Origin of the sequence: Rhizobium rhizoryzae, from assembly GCF_011046895.1 — a bacterium.
Classification (GTDB): domain Bacteria; phylum Pseudomonadota; class Alphaproteobacteria; order Rhizobiales; family Rhizobiaceae; genus Neorhizobium; species Neorhizobium rhizoryzae.
Genome location: NZ_CP049250.1, coordinates 1,650,150 through 1,673,110, shown reverse-complemented (window position 1 = coordinate 1,673,110; position 22,961 = coordinate 1,650,150). Strand labels below are relative to the sequence as shown.

At 58.3% G+C, this 22,961-nt stretch carries 17 protein-coding genes; 6 read left to right on the top strand and 11 right to left on the bottom strand.

The annotated features are described in order from the left end of the window. Positions 1-18: 18 nt before the first annotated feature. The 5 genes from G6N80_RS14040 to G6N80_RS14020 all read right to left on the bottom strand — a co-directional run bounded on the left by G6N80_RS14040 (position 19) and on the right by G6N80_RS14020 (position 7,017). Complete coding sequence (locus G6N80_RS14040; RefSeq protein ID WP_165134613.1) at positions 19-2,226, bottom strand: putative bifunctional diguanylate cyclase/phosphodiesterase; 2,208 nt, start codon at positions 2,224-2,226, stop codon at positions 19-21. A gap of 193 nt (positions 2,227-2,419) precedes the next feature. After that, positions 2,420-3,112: an EAL domain-containing protein gene (locus G6N80_RS14035; protein ID WP_246251488.1), complete on the bottom strand. Its 693-nt coding sequence runs from the start codon at positions 3,110-3,112 to the stop codon at positions 2,420-2,422. A 117-nt stretch (positions 3,113-3,229) separates the two neighbouring features. Continuing rightward, positions 3,230-4,609 (bottom strand): GH1 family beta-glucosidase, encoded by a 1,380-nt coding sequence (locus G6N80_RS14030; protein WP_165134610.1) that lies wholly within the window; start codon positions 4,607-4,609, stop codon positions 3,230-3,232. Between the two features lie 141 nt (positions 4,610-4,750). Beyond that, entirely contained in the window at positions 4,751-5,938 is a 1,188-nt protein-coding gene (locus G6N80_RS14025; protein WP_062555788.1) for a Gfo/Idh/MocA family protein, read from the bottom strand. Between the two features lie 26 nt (positions 5,939-5,964). Beyond that, positions 5,965-7,017: a sugar phosphate isomerase/epimerase family protein gene (locus G6N80_RS14020; protein ID WP_165134607.1), complete on the bottom strand. Its 1,053-nt coding sequence runs from the start codon at positions 7,015-7,017 to the stop codon at positions 5,965-5,967. Positions 7,018-7,531: 514 nt separating this feature from the next. Between G6N80_RS14020 and G6N80_RS14015 the strand changes: the two genes are divergently transcribed. Next, entirely contained in the window at positions 7,532-7,900 is a 369-nt protein-coding gene (locus tag G6N80_RS14015; RefSeq protein WP_062555790.1) for a VOC family protein, read from the top strand. Between the two features lie 47 nt (positions 7,901-7,947). On the opposite strand, the gene xylA is transcribed toward G6N80_RS14015, so the two are convergent. The 5 genes from xylA to G6N80_RS13990 all read right to left on the bottom strand — a co-directional run bounded on the left by xylA (position 7,948) and on the right by G6N80_RS13990 (position 14,865). Next, on the bottom strand, positions 7,948-9,258 hold the full coding sequence (gene xylA / locus G6N80_RS14010; RefSeq protein ID WP_165134604.1) for a xylose isomerase: 1,311 nt from the start codon (positions 9,256-9,258) through the stop codon (positions 7,948-7,950). A gap of 24 nt (positions 9,259-9,282) precedes the next feature. After that, on the bottom strand, positions 9,283-10,737 hold the full coding sequence (xylB, locus tag G6N80_RS14005; protein WP_165134602.1) for a xylulokinase: 1,455 nt from the start codon (positions 10,735-10,737) through the stop codon (positions 9,283-9,285). A gap of 22 nt (positions 10,738-10,759) precedes the next feature. Beyond that, the gene (locus G6N80_RS14000) at positions 10,760-11,785 is read right to left on the bottom strand and encodes a LacI family DNA-binding transcriptional regulator (RefSeq protein ID WP_165134599.1); all 1,026 of its coding nucleotides are present in this window, start codon (positions 11,783-11,785) and stop codon (positions 10,760-10,762) included. A gap of 164 nt (positions 11,786-11,949) precedes the next feature. Then, on the bottom strand, positions 11,950-13,527 hold the full coding sequence (locus tag G6N80_RS13995; protein ID WP_062555794.1) for a DHA2 family efflux MFS transporter permease subunit: 1,578 nt from the start codon (positions 13,525-13,527) through the stop codon (positions 11,950-11,952). Between the two features lie 105 nt (positions 13,528-13,632). Continuing rightward, a complete protein-coding gene (locus tag G6N80_RS13990; RefSeq protein ID WP_062555795.1) occupies positions 13,633-14,865 on the bottom strand; it encodes an HlyD family secretion protein in 1,233 nt (410 codons plus the stop codon). A 134-nt stretch (positions 14,866-14,999) separates the two neighbouring features. On the opposite strand from G6N80_RS13990, the gene G6N80_RS13985 reads away from it, so the two are divergent. From G6N80_RS13985 to lysS, 5 genes are all read left to right on the top strand, one after another. Continuing rightward, the gene (locus G6N80_RS13985) at positions 15,000-15,668 is read left to right on the top strand and encodes a TetR/AcrR family transcriptional regulator (RefSeq protein ID WP_062555796.1); all 669 of its coding nucleotides are present in this window, start codon (positions 15,000-15,002) and stop codon (positions 15,666-15,668) included. A gap of 116 nt (positions 15,669-15,784) precedes the next feature. Beyond that, entirely contained in the window at positions 15,785-16,528 is a 744-nt protein-coding gene (locus G6N80_RS13980) for a TerC family protein (RefSeq protein ID WP_062555797.1), read from the top strand. 116 nt (positions 16,529-16,644) lie between these two features. Continuing rightward, positions 16,645-18,417 (top strand): SLC13 family permease, encoded by a 1,773-nt coding sequence (locus G6N80_RS13975; RefSeq protein WP_062555798.1) that lies wholly within the window; start codon positions 16,645-16,647, stop codon positions 18,415-18,417. Positions 18,418-18,535: 118 nt separating this feature from the next. Next, positions 18,536-19,993 (top strand): glutamate--tRNA ligase, encoded by a 1,458-nt coding sequence (gltX, locus tag G6N80_RS13970; protein WP_062555799.1) that lies wholly within the window; start codon positions 18,536-18,538, stop codon positions 19,991-19,993. Positions 19,994-20,054: 61 nt separating this feature from the next. Continuing rightward, a complete protein-coding gene (lysS, locus tag G6N80_RS13965; protein WP_165134596.1) occupies positions 20,055-21,551 on the top strand; it encodes a lysine--tRNA ligase in 1,497 nt (498 codons plus the stop codon). A gap of 67 nt (positions 21,552-21,618) precedes the next feature. Here the strand turns inward: lysS and G6N80_RS13960 are convergent, their stop codons facing one another. Further along, the gene (locus G6N80_RS13960) at positions 21,619-22,779 is read right to left on the bottom strand and encodes a hypothetical protein (protein ID WP_183898029.1); all 1,161 of its coding nucleotides are present in this window, start codon (positions 22,777-22,779) and stop codon (positions 21,619-21,621) included. Between the last annotated feature and the right edge of the window lie 182 nt (positions 22,780-22,961).

Sequence of the window (22,961 nt, the reverse complement as noted above, 5' to 3'; positions counted from 1 at the left end):
AACGAATACAACCGAAGCCTATTCGGCCGCCCGCAGTCTGGGTGGAGAATCATAGGTCTGGCGGACGAGGCGCGTGATCTCCTCTGCCGGGCTCGGTCTGCCGAACAGATAGCCCTGCAACAGTTCGCAACCCGCCAGCCTGAGCGCATCCGCCTGCGCGCCCGTCTCCACGCCCTCTGCCGTCACGGGCATATCCAGCGCGCGTGCCAGCGCGACCGTTGCATGAAGCAGTTCGGCAGAGCGCTGGTTTTCGGTAATGTCCTGAACGAGTGTCTTGTCGATCTTGACCCGGTCGAACCCGAACTGGCGAAGATAACCCACGCTCGAAAAGCCTGCGCCGAAATCGTCCAACGCCACGCGAATACCCATGCCGCGCAACATTTCAAGCGTCTGGCGGGCACGGGCCGGGTTCTGGATGAAATAGGTTTCAGTCAGCTCCAGAGTAAGGCGTCTCGGTTCGATGTCCGCCTCCTGCAGGATCTCTTCCACCCGGCCGACAAAGGCAGGATCGCGGAACTGGCCGGGTGATACGTTGACCGAAAGCGTGAGTTCCGGCCACTGGCGCAGTTCGAAACAGGCCGATCTCAGAACGCACATGCCCAGCAGATCAATAAGCCCTGTGCTTTCTGCAATCGGAATGAAGACATCCGGAGAAATGGGTCCATGCCCTTCGCGTGTCCAGCGGGCCAACGCCTCCACACCAGCGATCCGGCCATTGTTGGACCGCACAACGGGCTGATAGGCAACGCCGATTTCCTGCCGTTCGATTGCCGCACGCAGGTCAAGTTCCAGCTGATTGCGCATTTCGCGCTCATCGTCCATCGACGGATCATAGAGCGTCCAGCGACCGCGGCCGTCTTCCTTCGAGCGATACATGGCCATATCTGCCCGACGAATGAGTTCCTCGCTGGCCACGAGACCCTTTCGGGACACGGAGAGCCCGATGCTGCATCCGATGACGGCGACACGCTCGCCAATAACCAACGGCTCGCTGAGAAACTCAAGAATTCGCTCTGAAAGCTCCGAAGCCTTCTTGTGAACGTCAAAGCCTGAAAAAGCCATGGCAAACTCATCGCCACCGACACGGGCCAGAACCGTTCCTTCCTGGCAAAGCACTTTGAGGCCGGCAGAAACGCACCTGATCAGAAGATCACCGGTTGCGTGTCCATAGGCATCGTTGACTTCCTTGAAACCGTCGAGATCGAGATAGAGAAGCGCGACATCATGGTTTTCATGCTGGGCATGGACCACAAGCTGCTGCAGATCGCTGAAAAGTCCGGCACGATTGGCAAGGCCGCTAAGGCGATCCGTAAGAGAAAGCCGAACAGCCGCGGCCTCGTCAGCACTCATCCTCTTCAGTGCCTGGCTACCGCTCACAAAAAGAAGAGCCATGTAGATGGCAATCATCAGGACGGCGCACCATACGAGCGGTCGGACCTGTGCAAGGCTCGTATCGCCGGGATAGCGCGGAACCCAGGATAATGCGGCGAGTTGCTCGCCTTGCGGGTTGAACAGCTCGACGCGATGGGAACTCCGGTCGTTTCCACGTTCCAGCGCAAGACCGGGAAGCACATAGGCCTGCGAAAGGCGCGTCACCGTCGTATCTGTCAGGTGGCGCAGGAAAACGATATAGCGGCTCTCTTCCAGCAGACCGACACGTTCTCCGGATTTCTTGCGAATCAGGCCTACAGCCATCGCCGCAATGCCGGTCTTGGTCCGGGCAAAGCCAGTTGCTTCAGGATAGTCCTCCTGGCGCGTTGACCTTACCCTGTCGAACAGCGTGCGCACGTCCACTGTCATGTATGTGTCGAGTTCCGGCTGGATGTCATCGCCATTGGCATGGGCCGTCAGCGCATTACCCTGATGATCAAGAATGATTGCCGCATCGAAGAGCTCGCTGTTGAAGCTCATGTCACCGAAGTTGCGCTTGAGCCAATCCAGATCCGGCTGGATGTAAGCAAACTGCACGGCATCATCCCAAGCAGCATAATCGTGCAAGGTCGCAGCAAGCTGATCCCGGAAGGTGCGAACAGCGCCGGTCACCGCCTCGCGCGAACGATCCTCATCAAGCTGGTTGGCGTAATGGGCAACACGGTCCAGGGCTGTGAAGACCATGGAGGAAACGCAGATCATCACGGCGCCGAAGATAAGCAGCATCGAGCGAACCGCCGATCGCCGATCGACCTTCGCTGCGGATTGCTTGAACTGGGATGAGACAAACCGCATTTACACGCCCTGATACACCCGGCGACTTTGAACGGTAAGCGTTCGATTTTGGTTAAAGTTCATCGCGGGATCAGGCGGAAATTATTGAGGTCGCTGACATCTCGATAGCGCGACCTATAAAATGGGCCAACCTGGCCCATTCTGGGTGTTGCTGAAGCAAAATGAACGGGTGACAGCCTTCGAAAGGCGGGGCTTAGGCTGCGAGGTTGAATCCTCGATCAAATCGTTCGAACGAAGGTTTGGCGAGCACATATCCCTGGATCAATGTTACACCAAGATCCTGAAGGACCTCGAGTTCCCCTGCCGTTTCCACGCCCTCGCAAATCGGTTCGATACCGAGATCGGTCAGCATGGCCAGCGTATGACGCACGACTTTGCGTTTGGCCTGATCTGTATCGATATTGCGGATCAGTTCCATATCAAGCTTCACGAGATCAGGCTGGAACTGCGCCAGAAGATTGAGCCCGGAATAGCCGGCACCGAAGTCATCGATCGCCGTCTTGAAACCCATGCTGCGATAGGCCTTCAGGATCTTGAGAAGATGATCCGGGTCAACCCGCTCGTTCTCGCAGAATTCGAAAATGATCCGCTCCAGCGGGAACTGGCACTGTTCTGCGGTCTCCAGTGTCATGCGGATACAGGCGCGAGGTTCATACACCGCGTTGGGCATGAAGTTGATCGACAGCATCTCCGACGAACGCGGGTCATAAAGCTTGGCTGCCAGTTGAATGGCGGTTACCCGGCATTTCTGGTCGAAGGCATAACGGGTCTTATCGTCGACGCGTGAGAGAACACTGCCAGCCCCGGAGCCGTCGACACCTCGAACCAGAGCTTCGAAGGCGAAGGGCTGTCCAGTGCGTATGTTGACGATCGGCTGAAAAGCCATGGAAATATCAAAGTCCAGTCCTTGGCCGTCGCGGCAGCCTGCACATTGAGCCGACATAAATAAACCTCCTGTTATATCAGGATGATTCCATAAACTGGTTAAGTAAATTAAACATAATTACATATCAGATTTAATATGATTTCCTCTCGGAAAGTGATCGGCCAATATCCGATACCATTCTCCGCTCTTTTTGATCGTGCGAACTTGGGTGTCATAATCGACATGAACCAGACCGAAGCGCATGCGATAGCCCTCCGCCCATTCGAAATTGTCCATCAGGCTCCAGGCGAAGTAACCACGAAGCGGGATGCCGTCCTCAATGAGATCAGCAGCCACGGCGAGATGTTCGCTATAGTAATCGAGGCGCATCTCGTCATCGATTGCGCCATCAACCACATCCGTGTTGTCGCAGGCACCGTTTTCGGTGATGTACATCTCCGGCAGATCATACCGCTGATAAAGCTGGGTGACCATGTCTGCCATGGCTGACGGATAGATCTCCCAGCCGATATCCGTCTTGGCCTCGTTGACAAAAGGAGCGGGTTTCGTCGCCGGGAACTCCGCACCCTCTGCCGGATCGTCCGACACACGCATGGGTGTGTAGTAGTTCAGGCCCCACCAGTCGACTTTCTGGCTGATGATCGCCAGATCCCCCTCTTCGATCACCGGCATGCGGTGACCCAGCGCCTGCATGAAATCGGCTGGATACTCGCCCTTGAATACAGGATCGAAAAAGACGCCATTGTGAAACTGGAAGGCGCGCTCTGCTGCTTGGCCATCTGCTTTGCTCTCGGAGTCCGCAACAACCGCATGGGCGTTCAGGACCAGACCCAGAGGCACATTCGGAGACACATGGCGGATGGATTCCACCGCCAGCCCATGCGCCAGGTTCGTGTAATGCAGGGCATGAAGGGCTGCATCCATATTGCGTTCGCCGGGTGCATGAACGCCATAAAGGTGGCTGAGCCAGACGGAGCACCAAGGCTCGTTGAACGTCGCCACCGCATCGAGCCGGTCGCCTAGCCGCGCCATGACAACCTTGGCATAGCGTTGGAACGCGTGGGCTGTAGAGCGTGCCGTCCAGCCCCCATCGCCCATCAGGGCCAACGGCAAATCCCAATGATAGAGCGTCGCGAAGGTCTTGATGCCGCGCGCCTTGCAGCCATCGACCAGGCGGTCGTAGAAATCGAGACCCTTCTCGTTGATGCGCCCGACGCCATCGGGAATGATCCGCGGCCAGGCAATGGAGAACCGGTAGCCCAAGACGCCCATCTCCTTGATGAGATCGAGATCTTCCTCAAGCCGGTTGTAATGATCGCAGGCAACATCGCCGTTATGCCGCTGGTAGACGCGGCCCGGCATGTTGGAAAACGCATCCCAGATCGAGGCCTTGCGCCCATCCGCCTTTGTCGCGCCTTCAATCTGGAAGGCAGCAGTGGCGACACCAAACAGAAAATCGCCCGGAAAACGGTCGGCAAGGATTTTCGGATCGATCATGAGCTTGTCCTCAGTTTCGGGCAGATGGCCTACTCAAATATTGTCACTGTCTGTGTAGACCATGGGCAGAAAGGCGTGAAGATCTTGTGCCAGGGCCCAAGATCTTCATCAGAATGGTAAACGGGAAGATCCAGCCCGGTTCTACACCTTCACCCAGGCTCCATTCTTCCTGGAGCTTTCGATGCAGGCCGTAACAAAGGCCACGCCCTTCACTCCATCATCGACGGTTGGATAAACCACGGCGGGATCAACCGTTGCGCCAGATCGCGCCGCCTGGATTGCAGCCGCCGCTTCCGAATAGATTGTGGCGAAGGCTTCCAGATAGCCTTCCGGGTGGCCGCTCGGAATACGGGTCACCCGTGAAGCTGCGGAACCGGCCCCCGCACCACCACGGGTAATCAACTGCTTCGGCTCGCCGAGTTTCGTGAACCACAGATAGTTTGGATCGGCTTGCGTCCATTCGATGCCAGCCTTCGTGCCGTAGATGCGGACCTTCAGGCCGTTCTCATTGCCTGTCGCGACCTGGCTGCACCACAGAAGCCCTTTTGCGGGCATTTCAGCCCCCTTGGCCTTGAAGCGCATCATCACATGCGCATTGTCATCCAGCCGCCGTCCTTCAACAAAGGTGTGCACATCGGCGGCCAGCTCCTCCAGTTCGAGGCCTGAAATGAAAGAACCGAGATTGTACGCATGCGTGCCGATATCGCCGGTCGAGCCGCCGACGCCGGATTGCGCCGGATCCGTGCGCCAGACCGCCTGTTTCGCACCAGTCTGCTCAACCGGTTCTGCCAGCCAGTCCTGCGGATATTCCATCTGGACGAGCCTCAGATCACCAAGTGCACCCGTTTGCACCAGTTCGCGTGCATGGCGCACCATGGGATAGCCGGTGTAGTTATGCGTCAGGATGAACAGGGCCTTCGAGTTGTCCGCGACCTCTTTCAGTTTCCGGGCATCATCCAGATTGGATGTGAGCGGCTTGTCGCAAATGACATGGATGCCCCGCTCCAGAAAAGCCTTGGCGGCGGCGAAATGCACATGGTTGGGCGTGACGATGGAGACCGCTTCGATCCCGTCCGATCTGGCCGCTTCCTTTTCGGCCATCTCTGCAAACGAACCGTAGCAGCGATCGGGATCAAGCCCCAGAGCAACGCCTGAGGCTTTCGATTTGTCCGGCGTGGAAGACAATGCTCCCGCCACAAGGTCATAGTGGTCGTCCAGCCGTGCAGCCATGCGATGCACTGCACCGATGAACGCGCCCTGCCCGCCACCCACCATGCCGAGACGGATTTTGGCAGACACTGAGTCGGATTTACTCGCTTCGATAGTCATGAAGTTCTCTCCTTGCCCGGCTTGCCTTAAAGACCCAGCATCCGTCGGTTTGCCGCGTCGTCCGTTCCACCCGAAGCGAAGTCATCGAATGCCTTTTCCGTGACCTTGATGATATGGGCCTTGACGAATTCGGCGCCTTCACGCGCACCATCTTCAGAGTTCTTGAGCGCGCACTCCCACTCGACGACTGCCCAGCCATCGAAGTCATTGGCGGTGAGTTTTGAGAAGACCGCGCCGAAATCCACCTGTCCATCGCCAAGAGAGCGGAAGCGACCGGCCCGTTCGACCCAGCCCTGATAACCGCCGTAAACGCCCTGGCGTCCGGTCGGATTGAACTCCGCGTCCTTGACGTGGAACATCTTGATCCGGTCTTTGTAGATGTCGATGTTGTCGAGATAGTCGAGGCACTGCAATACATAGTGCGACGGGTCGTAGAGCATGTTGGCGCGCGCATGATTGCCGAGGCGCTCCAGAAACATCTCGAAGGTCACGCCGTCATGCAGGTCCTCGCCGGGATGGATTTCGTAGCAGACATCCACGCCCTGCTCATCGGCGAAATCGAGAATGGGCTTCCAGCGGCGCGCAAGCTCATCGAAAGCCGTTTCGACAAGACCGGCGGGACGCTGCGGCCAAGGGTAGATGAACGGCCACGCCAGCGCTCCGGAAAAGGTCGCATGCGCCTTGAGGCCGAGGTGGCGCGAGGCTTTCAAGGCCATCCTGACCTGCTCCACCGCCCATTCCTGCCTCGCCTTGGGGTTCCCGCGAACCTCCGGTGCTGCAAATCCGTCGAAGGCTTCATCATAAGCTGGATGCACGGCGACCAGTTGTCCCTGGAGGTGGGTGGAAAGCTCCGTGACCTCGATCCCATTGTTTCGCGCGACACCCGCGAATTCATCACAGTAATCCTTGGACTCGGACGCCTTCCTGAGATCGATCAACTGACCCGCCCAGCTCGGAACCTGAACGCCCACATAGCCCTTGTCTGCCGCCCATTTGGTGATTCCGTCCCAAGAATTGAACGGTGCCGTATCTCCGGCGAATTGACCTAGAAAAATCGCAGGTCCCTTGATCGTTTTCATGCTATCTCCTCCCTGAGATCAAACTGAAACGTTACAGTAACGGCTATCCGAGTCTCATTCGACTGACAACCATAGATTATTAGAGCGGACTGATGGAGCTTCCTTCCACGGAAGCCGTCCCAAACTGGAACTGAATTGCTTCCTGTATGTGGCGGGATCTTGTCTTGACGTACCATTTCGAGAACGCGCTATTGTCCTGCTGGAGAAATTACGATAGATAGTCACCAAAATTCCCCCCACTGTATTTTCAGCATGGAATATAGGCTTTTCGAACTCATAGATCCGCTGACCGACCTTCGGGATTGTATATTTTCGGCACAGCCCGCTGTTTGTTTGCAAACGATTCCAGAATGGTTCGCAGTGTTTGCTTTGGAAGAACATGAATCTTGCCTGACAAAACCATAGAGTGTAGATGAAGCCATAATCGATTGCTCTGACCGTTACACTTTAGAAGTCGCTTGTTTAGCATCATGGCTTTTTCGATTTGCGAGACATCAAGGCGGATAGTCACAGGATGAATGCAGCCGGCATCGGAAGAATTATTCTCTACGCGCACGATGTTGACGCCATGGTCGCCTTTTACGCGCATCATTTCGGATTTCGGGCACGCTCGGTCCTCGGCGAAGCCATGACTGAACTCACTCCGGTCGAGGGCGGTACGGTTCTTTTGATCCAGAAGGCGGGTGACGGCCTTACCCATGGACAATCAATCCTGGAGCTTGTGTTCGATGTCGTCGACGTCGATGATTTCGTGACACGCGCAACGGAGCGCGGGCTTGCATTCTCGCCAGTGGTCCAGGCGGAAGGTTATCGTTACGCCCGGACAACCGATCCGAATGGCAACACGATCTCTGTCTCCAGCCGCGCCTTCATGCCTCGCTGATACGCGAAGGGAGATCATCCTTGCGGATGATCTCCTCGGATGTCTGATCAGACGTAACGGTTGACCACGTTTTCCAGAAGTTCCTGCTTGCCGGACTTGGGCTGCGGGTTCACGTTCTGGCTTTCCACGCGGGCGGCAATCGCCTCAAGGCTTTGCTCGCCCCTCAACATGGCCTGATTTTCGGCCTTGTCCCAACCAGCGTAGCGGGAGTTGAGCGGACCGGACAGGGCCTTGTCCTCGATCATCCTGGCAGCTGCCTTGAGGCCGCGTGCGCAGCAATCCATGCCACCGATATGGCCGATCAACAGATCTTCCGCGTCGAGAGACTGACGGCGCAGCTTGGCATCGAAGTTCGTGCCGCCCGTGGTAAAGCCGCCGCCCGACAGAACTTGGTAATAGGCCAGCGCCATCTCCGGCACATTGTTCGGGAACTGGTCCGTATCCCAGCCGGACTGGTAATCATTGCGGTTCATGTCGATGGAACCGAAGATGCCGAGCGCATTGGCAAGCGCCAGTTCGTGCTCGAAGGAGTGGCCGGCAAGGATCGCATGGCCCTGCTCGATGTTGACCTTCACTTCCTTCTCAAGACCATAGTTCTTAAGGAAGCCGTAGACGGTCGCCACATCGTAATCATACTGGTGCTTGGAAGGCTCTTGCGGCTTCGGCTCGATCAGGATTGCGCCCTTGAAGCCAATCTTGTGCTTGTATTCGACCACGAGATTCAGGAAGCGGCCCATCTGGTCCATTTCCTTCTTGAGATCCGTGTTGAGCAGCGTCTCATAGCCTTCGCGGCCACCCCAGAGAACATAGTTCTCGCCGCCGAGCTTCTGCGTGGCGTCGATGCAGGTTTTGACCGTTGCTGCAGCAAAGGCGAACACATCCGGATCCGGATTGGTGGCGGCACCGGACATGTAACGGCGATGCGAGAAGAGGTTTGCCGTACCCCAGAGAAGCTTGACGCCGGTCGCTGCCTGCTTTTCGGCAAAGTACTCGACAATCTCGTTCAGGTTCTTAGTGTTCTCGGCAAAGCTGTTGCCTTCCGGGCGCACATCGGCGTCATGGAAGCAATAGTATGGCGTGCCCAGCAGCTGGAAGAATTCGAACGCCACGTCGGCCTTCATCTTGGCAGCGTCCATCGTATCCTTGAACCAGGGACGCTCGAAGGTGTTGCCACCGAACGGATCCGTACCCGGCCAGACGAATGTATGCCAGTAGGCAACGGCAAAACGCAGGTGATCTTCCATGCGCTTGCCGAGAATCACCTCGTCCGGGTTATAATGGCGGAAGGCAAGCGGGTTGGTGCTTTCCGCGCCCTCATATTTAATTTTCTGGATATTGCCGAAAAAGCCGGTGCTCATGGGTGTTTCCTCTTTGGATCGGTATTAGTTCATTGTGGATTTGATGGCTGGGTAAAGCGCGCGGTAGCGGCCATAGGCCTCTTCATAACCTTGGGAAAGCGCGCTGACCGGTTCGACCGTCTCTGCCGTTTGCGGCGCCGTACAAACAGCCAGAGGGTCGGCACCGGTTGAAGCGATCAGACCGAGACGGGCGGCGCCGAAGGCTGCACCAAAGTCACCGTCCGCCGGAATGTCGACCGGCATGCCCAGCGCCGTCGCAATGGAGGCAAGCCAGTAGCGCGAACGCGAACCGCCACCGATGGCGGTGACACGCTCAATACTTGTGCCCGCCGATTTCAGTGCCTCGAGACTGTCACGGATCGCGAAGGTAACGCCTTCCATCACCGCTTGCGTCAAGGCAGCGCGCGAGGTTTCATGCCCAAGGCCGATGAATGCACCGCGGATCTTCGCATCGTTGTGCGGTGTCCGCTCGCCCGAAAGATAGGGCAGGAAGGTCACGCCCGTCGGCGCCTGAAGCGCATCGCCCAGCTCTGCGGAAAGCTCGCCCGGCGTCTTGCCGGTAACATGCGAGTGCCAGTTCAGCGCGTCGGTCGCCGACAGAATGACACCCATCTGGTGCCACGTGTTTGGCAAGGCGTGGCAGAAGGCATGCACGGCGCTTTCCGGCTTCGGCAGATAGCTTCCATTGGCGGCAAAGAGCACGCCGGACGTGCCAAGCGAAACGAAAGCCTGCCCTTCGGATACGGTTCCCATGCCGCAGGCTGAGGCCGCGTTGTCCCCTGCTCCGCCAGCCACAATGACGCTGGAAGCCATGCCCCACTCGGAAGCAAGTTCACCACGAAGCGTGCCGCCAGCTTGCGTGCCTTCCACGAGGGACGGCATCTGCTCCTCGGAGAGATCGGTCGCAGCCAGAAGCTCGGAGGACCAGCTCCGTTTTCCGGTATCGAGCCAACTTGTGCCGGCCGAATCCGACATTTCGGAAATGTGCTCGCCAGTCAACCACAGACGCAGATAGTCCTTGGGAAGCAGAACCTTGGCAACCTTGGCAAAGATCTCCGGTTCATTGTTCTTCACCCAGGCAAGTTTCGGAGCCGTAAAGCCTGGAAACACGATGTTTCCGGTCAGCGCCCGAAAACGCGGATCCGCATCCAGTTTAGCCGCCTCGGCATAAGAACGGGTATCGTTCCAGAGGATGCAGGGGCGAAGAACCTGATCGTCAGTGCCGATCAGGGTTGCGCCATGCATATGGCCGGAAAGGCCGATACCCTTGACCGCGCTCAAAGCCTTGCCATGGCTTGCCTTCAGCGCACCAACCGCTTCTTTCGTCGCGCTGATCCAGTGCGAAGGATCCTGCTCGGACCAACCGGGGTGAAGACGTGAGACATCGAGCGATGCATTGGCCGATGCAATCACTGTCTGGTCGGCATCGATCAACATGGCTTTTACGCCGGAGGTGCCGAGATCTAGACCAAGAAACATGGTGAGCCCTTCCCTTCTGCCATCAAGGCAGATTTTCCTTCAAGAAAATGTCGATGCGGATACGTTCCTGCGCGACGACGACGCCAGCCCCATCCGCCTTCGCCTTCAGCACCCGAATGGCGCTGCGAACCTCGTGGCCGGCATCCTGGTTGAGCACCGCGTCGATATGGCCTGCCAGCAGGGCCGCGCGTGTGACGGAGGTGAGTTCATGACCGATGGTGACGGGGCGTCGCCCCGGCGGGAAGGCTGCCAGCGCCCGGATCAAACCTCGATTACCGGCACCGAAACTATAGATGCCTGCGAGCTCCGGATGATCGGCCGCTGCCTGTGAAACAAGCGCTTCGACACGAACCGGGTCATCGCCCCCTTCCACCACGGGCAGGATGCTACGCTCGGGAAACTGTTCCCGGAGCACGGACTGAAAGCCTTCCAGGCGCTCACGGTGATCCTGCACCTGCAGCGATCCTGCGACAGGCAGGATCGGGCCGTCACGGCGCCCCAGAAAACGTCCCAGCAGTGTGGCCGCCGTTCGCCCTGCCGCCAGGTTGTCGATGCCCGCATAATGGGCGCGGGAAGAGTTCATGAGGTCGGAGACGACCGTAACCGCGGCCAGTCCGCTCTCGGCAAGTCTCTCAAGCGCCTCACGCACGTGGGGATGATCGATCGCCACGAAAGCAACGCCATCCATCTGCTCCGCGCGAACGGCATCAAGGGCCGAAGCCAGGGCCTCGGCATCAAAGGCAGGCACATCGATCAGCTGAATGGAAATTCGGTCCTGCGCGGCCCAGCGACGAACCGCTTCCAGTTCGCCACGCAGACCGATCATGAAGGAATTATCATTGGCAGGAATGATGAAGGCAAAGGTGTAAACCCGGCTCTTGGCAAGATTCGCAGCGGCGACATCGCGAACGAAGCCAAGCTCGGCAACCGCCGCCTCAACCTTTTCGCGGGTGGGCGCACGAACACCCGGTCGACCGTTCAGAACACGGTCAACGGTCGCGAGGCTGACCCCCGCGCGTGCAGCGATATCGTGAACTGTCGGCTTCATGTTTCCTCCGCACAAAGGCATAGCGGAGGATTTGAGGTACGTAAATCAGAAATTTGGAAAGCTCTTGCTTTTTTAGCACGAGCGATACTGAAGGAAACGAAACGGGGCTGCCGTTAGGGACGACGGCAGCCCCGGTGCTGACGATCCGGCAGGGGTCCGGAGGGTCAGTGGGCCGCATCTGGAGGCGGTGCGGCCTTGGGACGGGAGATCATCGATACGAGCAGGATCAGGCTGCCGAACAGAATGGTCAGCCCCATGAAGACGTCGATGAAGGACATGATTGTTGCCTGCTGGCTGACCATGCCGGAAAGCTTCTTGAGCGCGGCGGTGGTGCCGTCCATGCCATAGGAATTGAAGTTGCCAGCCACATTGTTCATCCACTCCAGCGCCGCCGGATTGCCGAAGTTCACATGTTCGGACAGACGGGCATAGTGGGCGTCCGAGCGCTGGGTCAGCATGGTGTTGATGATGGCGAGCCCGACGGCCCCGCCCAGGTTGCGGGTGAGGTTGTAGAGCCCGGAGGCGTTCTGGATGCGTTGCGGCGGCAGCGTTCCAAGCGCCACGTTGTTGATCGGCACCATGCAGAGCATCAGCGAGCAGCCGCGCAGGACCTGCGGCAGGAGGAGCTCGTAGAAATCCCAGTCCGCCGTCAGGCCTGTCATGAGATAGGTGCCGCAGGCAAAGCCGAAGAAGCCGATGCCCATCATCACCCGCGGATCCATCTTGACCGACAGCCTGCCCGCGATCGGCGCTGTCAGGAACATGGCGAGGCCGGACACGAACATGGTCTCCCCGATCATCAGTGCATCATAACCGCGAATGCGCGCCAGATAGAGCGGGTAGATGTAGGTAAGGCCGTAAAGTCCCACACCCATGATGAAGGAGAAGAGCGAGCCGAAGGCGAAGTTCCTGTTGGCAAACGCCTTCAGATCCACCACCGGAAACTCCACGGTAAAGGCACGCCAGAAAAAGACGACAGCGCCCACCGTCATGACGACGGCACCGATCACGATATGCTCGTCCGAGAACCAATCCTTGTTGTTGCCCTCTTCCAGCACATATTCGAGGCAGCCGAGGAATAGCGCCATGGAGGCCAGCCCCCACCAGTCAAACCGCTTCATCAGTGAATGCTGCGGCTTGTCGAAATCGATGAAGCTCCAGGCAAGCAGCGTGACAAAGATGCCAGGCACGATGTTGACCAGGAACAGCCAGTGCCAGGAAAATGCGTTGCTGAGATAGCCGCCAACCGTCGGTCCGATGGTGGGCGCAAGCGTCGCAATCAGGCCGATGATCGGCGACACCACCGAGCGCTTGGACGGCGGGAAGATGGTGAAGGCTGCGGCGAAGACAGAAGGAATCATGCCGCCGCCGATGAAGCCCTGCAGGGCGCGGTAGATGATCATCTGCTCGATATTCGTCGCCGTTGCGCAGAGCGCGGATGCGAGCGTGAAGCCTCCAGCGCAGACCGTAAACAGAACCCGTGTCGACAGGATACGCGCCAGCGTGCCGGACAGCGGAATCATGATGACTTCCGCGATCAGATAGGATGTCTGGACCCAGGCGATCTCATCTGAGCCGGCGGAAAGACCCGCCTGGATCTCTGAGAGTGAGGCGGAAACGATCTGGATGTCGAGAATGGACATGAACATGCCGACAACCATCGCAAAGAAAGCGATCAGCTTTCTGCGGTCCATGGGAGGATCGGCGGGCATGGCGCCGGCAGTCGCGGTCATGGCGGCCATGGGAGCTCCTTCACGCAGTCCTGGCCCCTGCCGGGCTGGAGACTGCATCAAACATTAGCTGGGTGCGATGCCCGCGAGTGGATCGTGGGCATCGGAAGCGATAGCCTAGCGACTTGCCTGCGGTGCGGCGCCGGGGGCGGTGCGGACATCCACATCGGCAATGACGCTGAGGCCCGCCCGCAGACGTCCGCTGTCCAGAACGTCCTTCGGAACCGCGATGCGGACCGGAACACGCTGCACGACCTTGGTGAAGTTTCCGGTCGCGTTCTCGGGCGGCAGCAGAGAGAAGACGGAACCCGATGCAGGCGACAGCGAAACGACCGTCCCTTCGATCGGCTGGTCATCGAAGGCATCGACATGGACGCGGACCTTCGAGCCTGGCACGATGTGGCCGATCTGCGTTTCCTTGAAGTTGGCGCTGATGTAGAGATCAGACATCGGCACCAGCGATGCAAGGCGCTTGCCCGCCGTTACGAAATCACCGGTCTGAACCGCCAGATTGCCGATCGTGCCATCATAGGGGGCTTTCAGGACCGTGAAATCCAGATCGCGCTTCGCCTGATCGACCGCCAGTTGCTGAAGCTTCACCGTATTGGTGGCTTCGTTGCGCTGCGCCTTCAGAAGTTCGACATTGGCCTGCGCAGAGGTGACAGCCGCCTGCCCTGCCTTTAGGTTGGCCTGTGCCTGTTCAAGCGCGATCTGTGCATTGTCGAGCTCAGCCGTCGTGCCGACATTTTTCGATGCCAGTTCCGCAGCGCGCTTCTGCGTGATTTCGGCGCCACGGACCGTCGCCTGAAGCGCACCCAATTGCGCCTGCGCCTGCAGCACACTTGCCTCGCCGCCTGCGATCTGCGCGTCGATGCGGCTGACCGCGAGGCGAGCGCTTTCAACATTGGCCTGCGCCTTTTCCAGCGCCAGCAGATAATCACCCTGGTCGAGAGTGACGAGGGGATCGCCAGCCTTCACCGTCTGGTTTTCGATGACGTTGACCTTCTGGACATAACCGGAGACCTTCGGCGAGATCACGGCAATATCGCCTTCCACATAGGCATCATCGGTCGAAATCAGGAACCGTCCGTCCGTCCACCAGTTATAGCCATACCATCCGCCAGCGCCCAAAAGGGCAAGAACGAGGATCGGCAACACAGGACTGCGTTTTTTCTTCTTGGCCTCGCCCGACTTCGTCGCCGCCTGCCCTGCATCTGTCGTGGGCTTTTCAGCAGCAGGCGCACCCGGCTTGGGCTCGGAACGCTGTTCCGTCTTGTCCTTGGTTTCAAGGTCTTCGGAGCCGTTGGGGGACACGACGCGGAGAGGACCGTTATTGGAAGGCGAGGTCATTGCTATCACCGTAGCTGGATGAACGATCGGATCGAACCGATCGGTTTAATGTAACTTGACATAAAACGTTCCAACCGACATATCAAGGGCAATCGAACCGATCGGTTCGAAAAGGTTAAGAATTTGGATCGTGTATGTCTGACAAACCCTACGTGGCCTGTGAAACGCCGGTTCAGTCCGGGCGATTTGCAGCCGGAGAAGATCCGGCCAAGCGAGAACAGATTCTCGATGGCGCAAAGCGCGTCTTCATGACTGTTGGCTTTGACGCCGCCAGCATGAATGACATTACACGCGAGGCAGGTGTTTCCAAAGGAACGATCTACGTCTACTTCGATGGGAAAGACGATCTGTTTCGCGCCCTGATGGAAAGAGAGCGCGGCAACATCGCTCGCTCCATGCAAGACGTTCTGGACGGCCAGACCGATGCGGCCGAAGGTCTTCAGCGCTTTGCGACGGCCTTCGCTGCACGGATCATGCGCGAGGATACGATTTCCGCCATGCGCACGATGATCGGTGTCGTTCCCCGCATGCCGAAGCTTTCGAAGCGTTTCTTCAACGCGGACAGCCTGAACGTACGCACTGTTCTGGAAGATTTCATTAGCCGACAAGTGGCGGAAGATAAGCTCGCCGTAGACGATGTGACGATGGCGGCGCGCCAGTTCATCGACCTTTCGACAGGCACTTTCTTCAAGCTTCGCCTTTTCGGAGACATGAGCGAAGCGCCGGATCAGCAGGAAATCGATGCCGTAGTGTCTGCCGCCGTGCGTGTTTTCATGGCGGCCTACGGAAAAAAATCTCAATAGAGATTGGAATAAGCTTCATACCCCTTGCGTAAACAGTGCTTCCGGCTTGATTAAGCCGATCGCTCTCCTACACTTCGTCAGCCGGCTCTCCATTACGGCGCAAGGGAAATCAGTTCATGCAAGACATAATGATGCTCGTACAGGACCCGGCTGCATGGGTCGCCCTGGTCACGCTCGTGGTCATGGAGGTTGTACTTGGTATCGACAACCTCATTTTCATCTCGATCCTGACCAACAAGCTGCCACCGGAAAACCGGGAAAAGGCGCGCAAGATCGGCATCGGCCTGGCCCTTGTCATGCGTCTCGGTCTGCTCGGCACCGTTGCCTGGATCGTACAGCTGACAAATCCGGTGTTCGAACTCTTCGGTCATGGCTTCTCCTGGAAGGATCTCATCCTCATCGCCGGTGGTCTGTTCCTGGTCTGGAAAGCAACGAAGGAAATTCACCACAATGTCGACCCGATCGATCACAAGGCAGATATGGTCGGCGGCGCCGCTGCCATGAGTTTCAGTGCAGCCATCGGTCAGATCCTCCTGCTCGACCTGGTCTTCTCCGTAGACAGCATCATCACCGCCGTTGGCATGACCCCGCATCTGCCGATCATGGTGATCGCTGTTCTGGCAGCCGTAACGGTCATGCTGGTCGCGGCCAACCCGCTCGCCAACTTCATCGAGAAGAACCCCACCATCGTCATGCTGGCGCTGGCGTTCCTCCTGATGATCGGCACGACGCTGATTGCCGAAGGCATGGGCTTCCACGTGCCCAAGGGCTACATCTACGCGGCCATGGCCTTCTCGGCCCTTGTGGAAGTTCTCAACATGGTTGCTCGCAATGCACGTCAGAGAAAGCTGAAGCGCTAGGCTCGCAGCATACGGACCGTCGGACGGTTGGAACTTTGAGCAGGTCATTGTATTGAGATGACGCGTCAAACTTCACCTCCGGCGGCATTCCGCCGCCTATCCCCATCCGGAGCGGCATGACAACTGAACAGATCCTTTCGTTCTCAGTGATTGGCGGCATGATGGCGGTCTTCATCTGGGACCGTTTTCGCTACGACGTCGTGGCCTGCTGCGCACTGGTCGTGGCCGTCGCGCTGGGCGTCGTAAAGCCCGACCATGCCTTTTCCGGCTTTTCGGATGATATCGTCATCATCGTCGGTAGCGCCCTTGTGGTCAGTGCGGGCGTGGCACGCTCCGGCATCGTCGACGTTGCAATCAAGAAGTTTTTTCCAAACCTGAATTCGGTTCGAACGCAGATGGCCCTGCTGATGATTGTCGTGGCGGTTCTTTCTGCATTCATCAAGAACATCGGCGCACTCGCCATCATGATGCCCGTGGCATTTCAGTTCGCACGGCGAGCGGGCGTTTCTCCATCGCGCTATCTCATGCCCATGGCGTTCTCTGCCCTCCTCGGCGGCCTGATGACGCAGATTGGCACTTCCCCGAACATTGTCGTCTCGCGGTTGCGGGGCGAGATGACCGGAACACCCTTCACGATGTTCGACTTCACCCCAGTTGGAGGCATTCTGACGCTCGTCGGCGTGACCTTCCTGATGTTCTTCTACTGGCTGGTTCCGGAACGGCAGAAGCAGTCGAACAGCATCGAAGAAGCGGTCGAGATTTCCAATTACGCTTCGGAGGCAACCATTACCGGTCAATCAACCATGATGGGCAAACCGCTGGCCGAACTCCTGAAGCTGGGCGATGGAGAGGTGGTTGCAACGGCTGTTTTGCGCGGCCATTCCCGCATGTCCCCCTTTCCGGATATCATTCTGCGTGAGGATGACTCCGTGCTCCTGGAGGGTCGCTCGGCGGCCCTGGAACGCGTTGTGTCCAGCGCAAAGTTGCGCCTGTCCGGCAAGGCCCTTAATGGCCCCGGCAAGGTGGAGCAGGATCTCATTTCCATAGAAGCGGTCATTTCGCACCAGTCGCCTCTTGCAGGTGTCTCAGCCCGCAATCTGGCTCTCTCCTACACTCGGGGAATAAACCTGCTTGCGGTCAGTCGTCGTGGGGAGCGGCTACGGGAGCGATTGAGTGACCTTGTGCTCAGAGAAGGTGACGTGATCGTCATGCAAGGTGCCCGTAGCACCCTGCCCGGAGTATTGCAGGATCTGGCACTTCTGCCGCTGGCACAGCAGGAAGTCATGCTCGGCACTCAACGCAGAGCTTTGTTTCCGATTATTATACTCGCACTGGCAATGATTTCCACAGCGCTGGGATATGCGCCAGTTGCCGTTGCATTTTTTGCAGCGGCGCTTGGCATGGCGGTTTTCAAGGCAGTTCCGCTGAACGATCTCTACAAATCGGTCGATGGCCCAATTCTGGTGATGCTGGGAGCTTTGATCCCGGTGTCGGACTCGCTTCGAACGACGGGAGGAAGCGAGCTTATTGCAGGCTGGCTAGGACAGGTGGCGCACAGCCTGCCGCCCTATGGCGCCATCGCCCTCATCATGATCACCGCCATGGCGGTTACCCCGTTCCTCAACAATGCGGCAACCGTGCTCGTCATGGGACCGATTGCCGTGAGCTTTGCGACGACCTTGGGTTTCAGACCGGAAGCCTTCTTGATGGCGGTCGCCATTGGCGCGGGCTCCGACTTCCTGACGCCCGTCGGGCATCAATGCAACACGCTTGTCATGGGGCCTGGCGGCTATCGCTTCTCGGACTATCCAAGGCTTGGGCTCCCGCTATCGATCCTGATCGTTCTGGTCAGCGTGCCTGCGCTTTTATGGTTCTGGCCTGTTCAATAAGGGTCGGATCTGCCAAAAATCTTGACGCTTGCGGCGGAATATGCGCTAAGGCCAGCCAATCCGATTAGTGAGGCTTGCGTCCTTCCGACGCGCCATTTCCTTTTTTGAGCAGGCACAAATGAGCACTTCCGGCGTCCGCGTCCGCATCGCACCTTCCCCAACCGGCGAGCCGCATGTCGGCACGGCCTATATCGCGCTGTTCAACTACCTCTTCGCCAAAAAGCATGGCGGCGAATTCATTCTGCGCATCGAGGATACCGATGCTACCCGCTCCACCCGCGAATTCGAGCAGAAGGTGCTGGATGCACTGCGCTGGTGCGGTCTGGAGTGGAAAGAAGGCCCGGATGTCGGCGGCCCCTATGGTCCCTACCGCCAGTCCGACCGCAAGGACATGTACCAGCCCTTCGCGCAGGAACTGCTGGACAAGGGCCATGCCTTCCGCTGTTTCTGCACGCCGGAGCGCCTGGAGAAGATGCGCGAAGAGCAGCGCGCCAACGGCAAGCCTCCGGGCTATGACGGTCTGTGCCTGCGCTACTCCGCCGAAGAAGTGACGGCCAAGATGGACGCGGGCGAAGCCTCGGTCATCCGCATGAAGATCCCGACAGAAGGCGCCTGCGAATTCAACGACGGCGTCTATGGCGATGTGTCGATTCCGTGGTCTTCGGTGGACATGCAGGTTCTCATCAAGGCCGATGGTATGCCGACCTACCATATGGCCAACGTCATCGACGACCATCTGATGAAGATCACGCATGTGGCGCGCGGCGAGGAATGGCTGGCATCTGTGCCGAAGCACATCCTTCTGTATCGCTATTTTGGCTGGGACGAGCCGAAGTTCATGCATCTGTCCCTGATGCGCAATGCCGACAAGTCCAAGCTCTCCAAGCGCAAGAACCCGACGTCGATCTCCTATTATTCGGCACTCGGCTATCTTCCGGAAGCGCTGATGAACTTCCTTGGCCTGTTCTTCATCCAGATCGCGGAAGGCGAAGAGCTTCTGTCGATGGAAGAACTGGCGGACAAGTTCGACCCGGACAACCTGTCAAAGGCGGGCGCGATTTTCGACATCCAGAAGCTCGACTGGCTGAACGGCCGCTGGCTGCGCGAAAAGCTGACCCCTGAAGAGTTCATTGCCCGCACCATCGAATGGGCTTCGGAAAATAGTCGTCTGACCGAAGGTCTGAAGCTCGCCCAGAGCCGCATTTCGAAGCTCGGCGAACTGCCGAACCTCGGTGGCTTCCTGCTGTCATCGGATGTAGGCCTGACACCTGCCTCCTTCGGCGGCCTGAAGACTTCGCCTGCCGAGACGCTGGAAATCATCAACACCGTTCAGGCCGATTTCGAAAAGATGCCGGAGTGGACGACGGAATCCATCGATCAGGAACTGCGGGCCGTGGCCGACAAGCTGGGCAAGAAGCTGCGTGTGGTCACCCCGCCGCTCTTCATCGCGATGTCGGGCAGCCAGCGTTCGCTGCCACTGTTTGACTCGATGGCGCTGCTTGGCCGCTCCGTGGTGCGCCAGCGCCTGAAGATCGCCGCAACTGTCGTCGCCTCCATGGTGGGTGCAGAGAAGTAATAGACGGAGCCGTCATCACTGGCGGCATTCGAAACGAAGATGGCCCCAAGAGGCAAACCCGATGACCGAACAGAAGACCGAAACCGCCCTCTCCTCCGACGCGACCGAAGTGCGCCGCCAGAAACTGGCGCTGCTGCGCGACAAGATTGGCGATGTCTATCCCGCGCATTTCCACCGCACCATGACGAATGCGGAACTCGCAGCGAAATACGAAAGCCTTGAGCCTGACGTGGAGACGCAGGATATCGTCACCGTCGCAGGCCGCGTTTATTCCTCGCGCAACTCCGGCATGTTCATGGATATCCGCGATGCGTCGGGCAAGGTCCAGATCTTCAGCCACAAGGACACGACGCCTGAAGCCGCCCGCGACATGCTGTCGATGATCGATATCGGCGATATCATTGGCGTGACGGGCGTGGTGCGTCGTACCAAGCGCGGCGAGCTGACGATCAACGCGCATGAGATCACCATGCTGACGAAGTCGCTGCTGCCGATGCCCGAAAAGTGGAACGGTATTGCCGACGTCGAAATTCGCTACCGCAAGCGTCACCTCGACATCATGTCGAACGAGGAAAGCAAGCTGCGTTTCCAGCAACGCTCGAAGATCGTTTCCGGCTTCCGTCACTTCCTCGAAGGCGAAGGCTTCCTCGAAGTCGAAACCCCGATGCTGCAGACGGTTTACGGCGGCGCGACAGCTGATCCGTTCAAGACCTTCCATAACACGCTGAAGATGGACATGTATCTGCGCATTGCGCCGGAACTGTTCCTGAAGCGTACGCTGGTTTCCGGCCTCTCGGACAAGGTGTTCGAGATCAACCGCAACTTCCGCAACGAAGGCGTTTCCACCCGGCATAATCCAGAATTCACCATGATGGAATGCTACTGGGCCTACGCGGACTACGAAGACATGATGGCGCTGGTCGAGCGCCTGTTCGAGCATCTGGCAACCTCCGTCCACGGCACGACCGATGTGGTCTTTGGTGACAAAACCCTGTCCTTCAAGGGACCGTTCAAGCGCGTTCCAATGCCGGATGCGGTGAAGGAAGCAACCGGTATCGACTTCCTCTCCATCAAGACGGATGAAGAAGCACGCGCCGCCGCCAAGGCCGCCGGTTTTGAAGTCGAGAAGGACTGGACCTGGGGCGAGTGCCTGGCCTTCATCTTCGAGGAAAAGGTGGAAGGCACGCTGATCCAGCCATCTCACGTCACACATTTCCCGAAGGACATTTCGCCGTTCGCCAAGGAAGTTCCAGGCGAGCCACGTCTGGTCGAGCGGTTTGAGACCTATTGCAACGCCTGGGAAGTGGGCAATGCCTTCTCCGAACTCAACGACCCGGAAGAACAGCGTCGCCGTATGGAAGAGCAGCTGGAACAGGCGCATGCCCGCGGCGAAAAGGACAAGCAGCTGGACGACGAGTTCCTCGATGCCATCGATCAGGGCATGCCGCCCGCTGGCGGTCTCGGCATCGGTGTCGACCGCCTGATCATGCTGTTGACGAATGCGCCGTCGATCCGCGACGTGATCCTCTTCCCGGCCCGCCGCAACAAGGCCGACTGATCACGCCGTTCGAAATGCCATTGAGCAAGGCCCGCCGCAAGGTGGGCCTTTCGCATTCTGATACTGTTCAGTGCGAGGGCTTGGGTGCCGGCGCAGCCTTCGGCGCATCCGTGGGAGCTGCCACCTTCATCGGGTCGATGCCATCGCCTTTGCCGCTCGCCTTGCCCGCTGCTTCATGAGGCTCCGGCTTGCCATCCGCGGATGCAGTTGGCGCACGCGAGACAGGCTTTTCGGTCACGGTCGGTTTATCGTTACCGAAGATCATGCCCTTGATACGGTCCAGGAAACCGGGCTGTTCTGCCACAGCCGTATGTTCGGGGCTCGGCGTCGCGTGATCACCCGCCACCTCGGTCTTGTGTTCTGCCTGGCTGGCATTTGCAGGCTCAGCCCCGTGCTGGGCCGCAGCTTCCGCCGCCTGCGATTTGTTGCCAAAAATCATGTTGGTCAGAGAGCTTACGAGACCTTCGCTCTTGGGTGCTTCTTCATGAGCCGCACCTTCAGCCGCAGGAGCATGCCCGTCCGGGGCCTTCTCACCATGGCCCTTGTCAGCCGCAGGCTTGTCGTGTCCGGAAGCTTCCCCGTGACCCGATTTTGCACCGTGGTCTGCGCCCTTCGCACCCTTCGCGCCCTTGGCGGGCTTTGCACCATGCGGATCGGCAGCCTCGGGAACGATCGGCGAGACGCAGTCTTCGAAATCCTTGAGAGCAGCAGCCATCACCTCAAGATCCTCCAGCGGCGGAGAGATCTTCAGGCCGAAATATTCGCCGTGGTTGGCTGCGCCTTCGACATAAAAGCCGGAAAGAACCGGATCACTCGGATCGGGCGCTTTGGTCGTGTCGGGAATGTAAATGACCTGGGCACCGATCGCCCGGCCGCGCATGGCTGCCCGTTGCGTCGGTCCGTTCTTGTCAAGAACGGTCACCTGAACCAGATCGGCCTTTTCCGACTTCTGGACCGCTTTTGCAACCCGGACCGCGGTCTTCAACCGCTGCGGACCATCCCCGCCTTCGGCAAAGACAAACCGGCGGACCCAGGAATGTCCTTCCTGCTTGAGCTTGATTTCCTGAAGCGTCGTGCATTTGAGGCCGTTCACCTCTTCCCAGGAGGGACCAAGCAGCTTGTCGGCACCCACATACAGGGCCGCTGCTCCGCTTCCACCGATAAGAAGCAGTCCTCCTCCCAGAATCATGACGAGAGTGCGTGACAGTCGTATTTTTACGCCTTTCACGCCCGGCACTCCGGCATGCTTAACTCCAATCGACGCAATACAAATCTCGAGACGAGGCATCCTCCATCATTACTCTTGAAGAAGCTTTAATACGGCACCGCAATCCACAGCCTGACGATGCATCAATTCGAGACAGAACACGCGAACTGACGCATCTAATGCAAGTGATTTGCAATAGCATT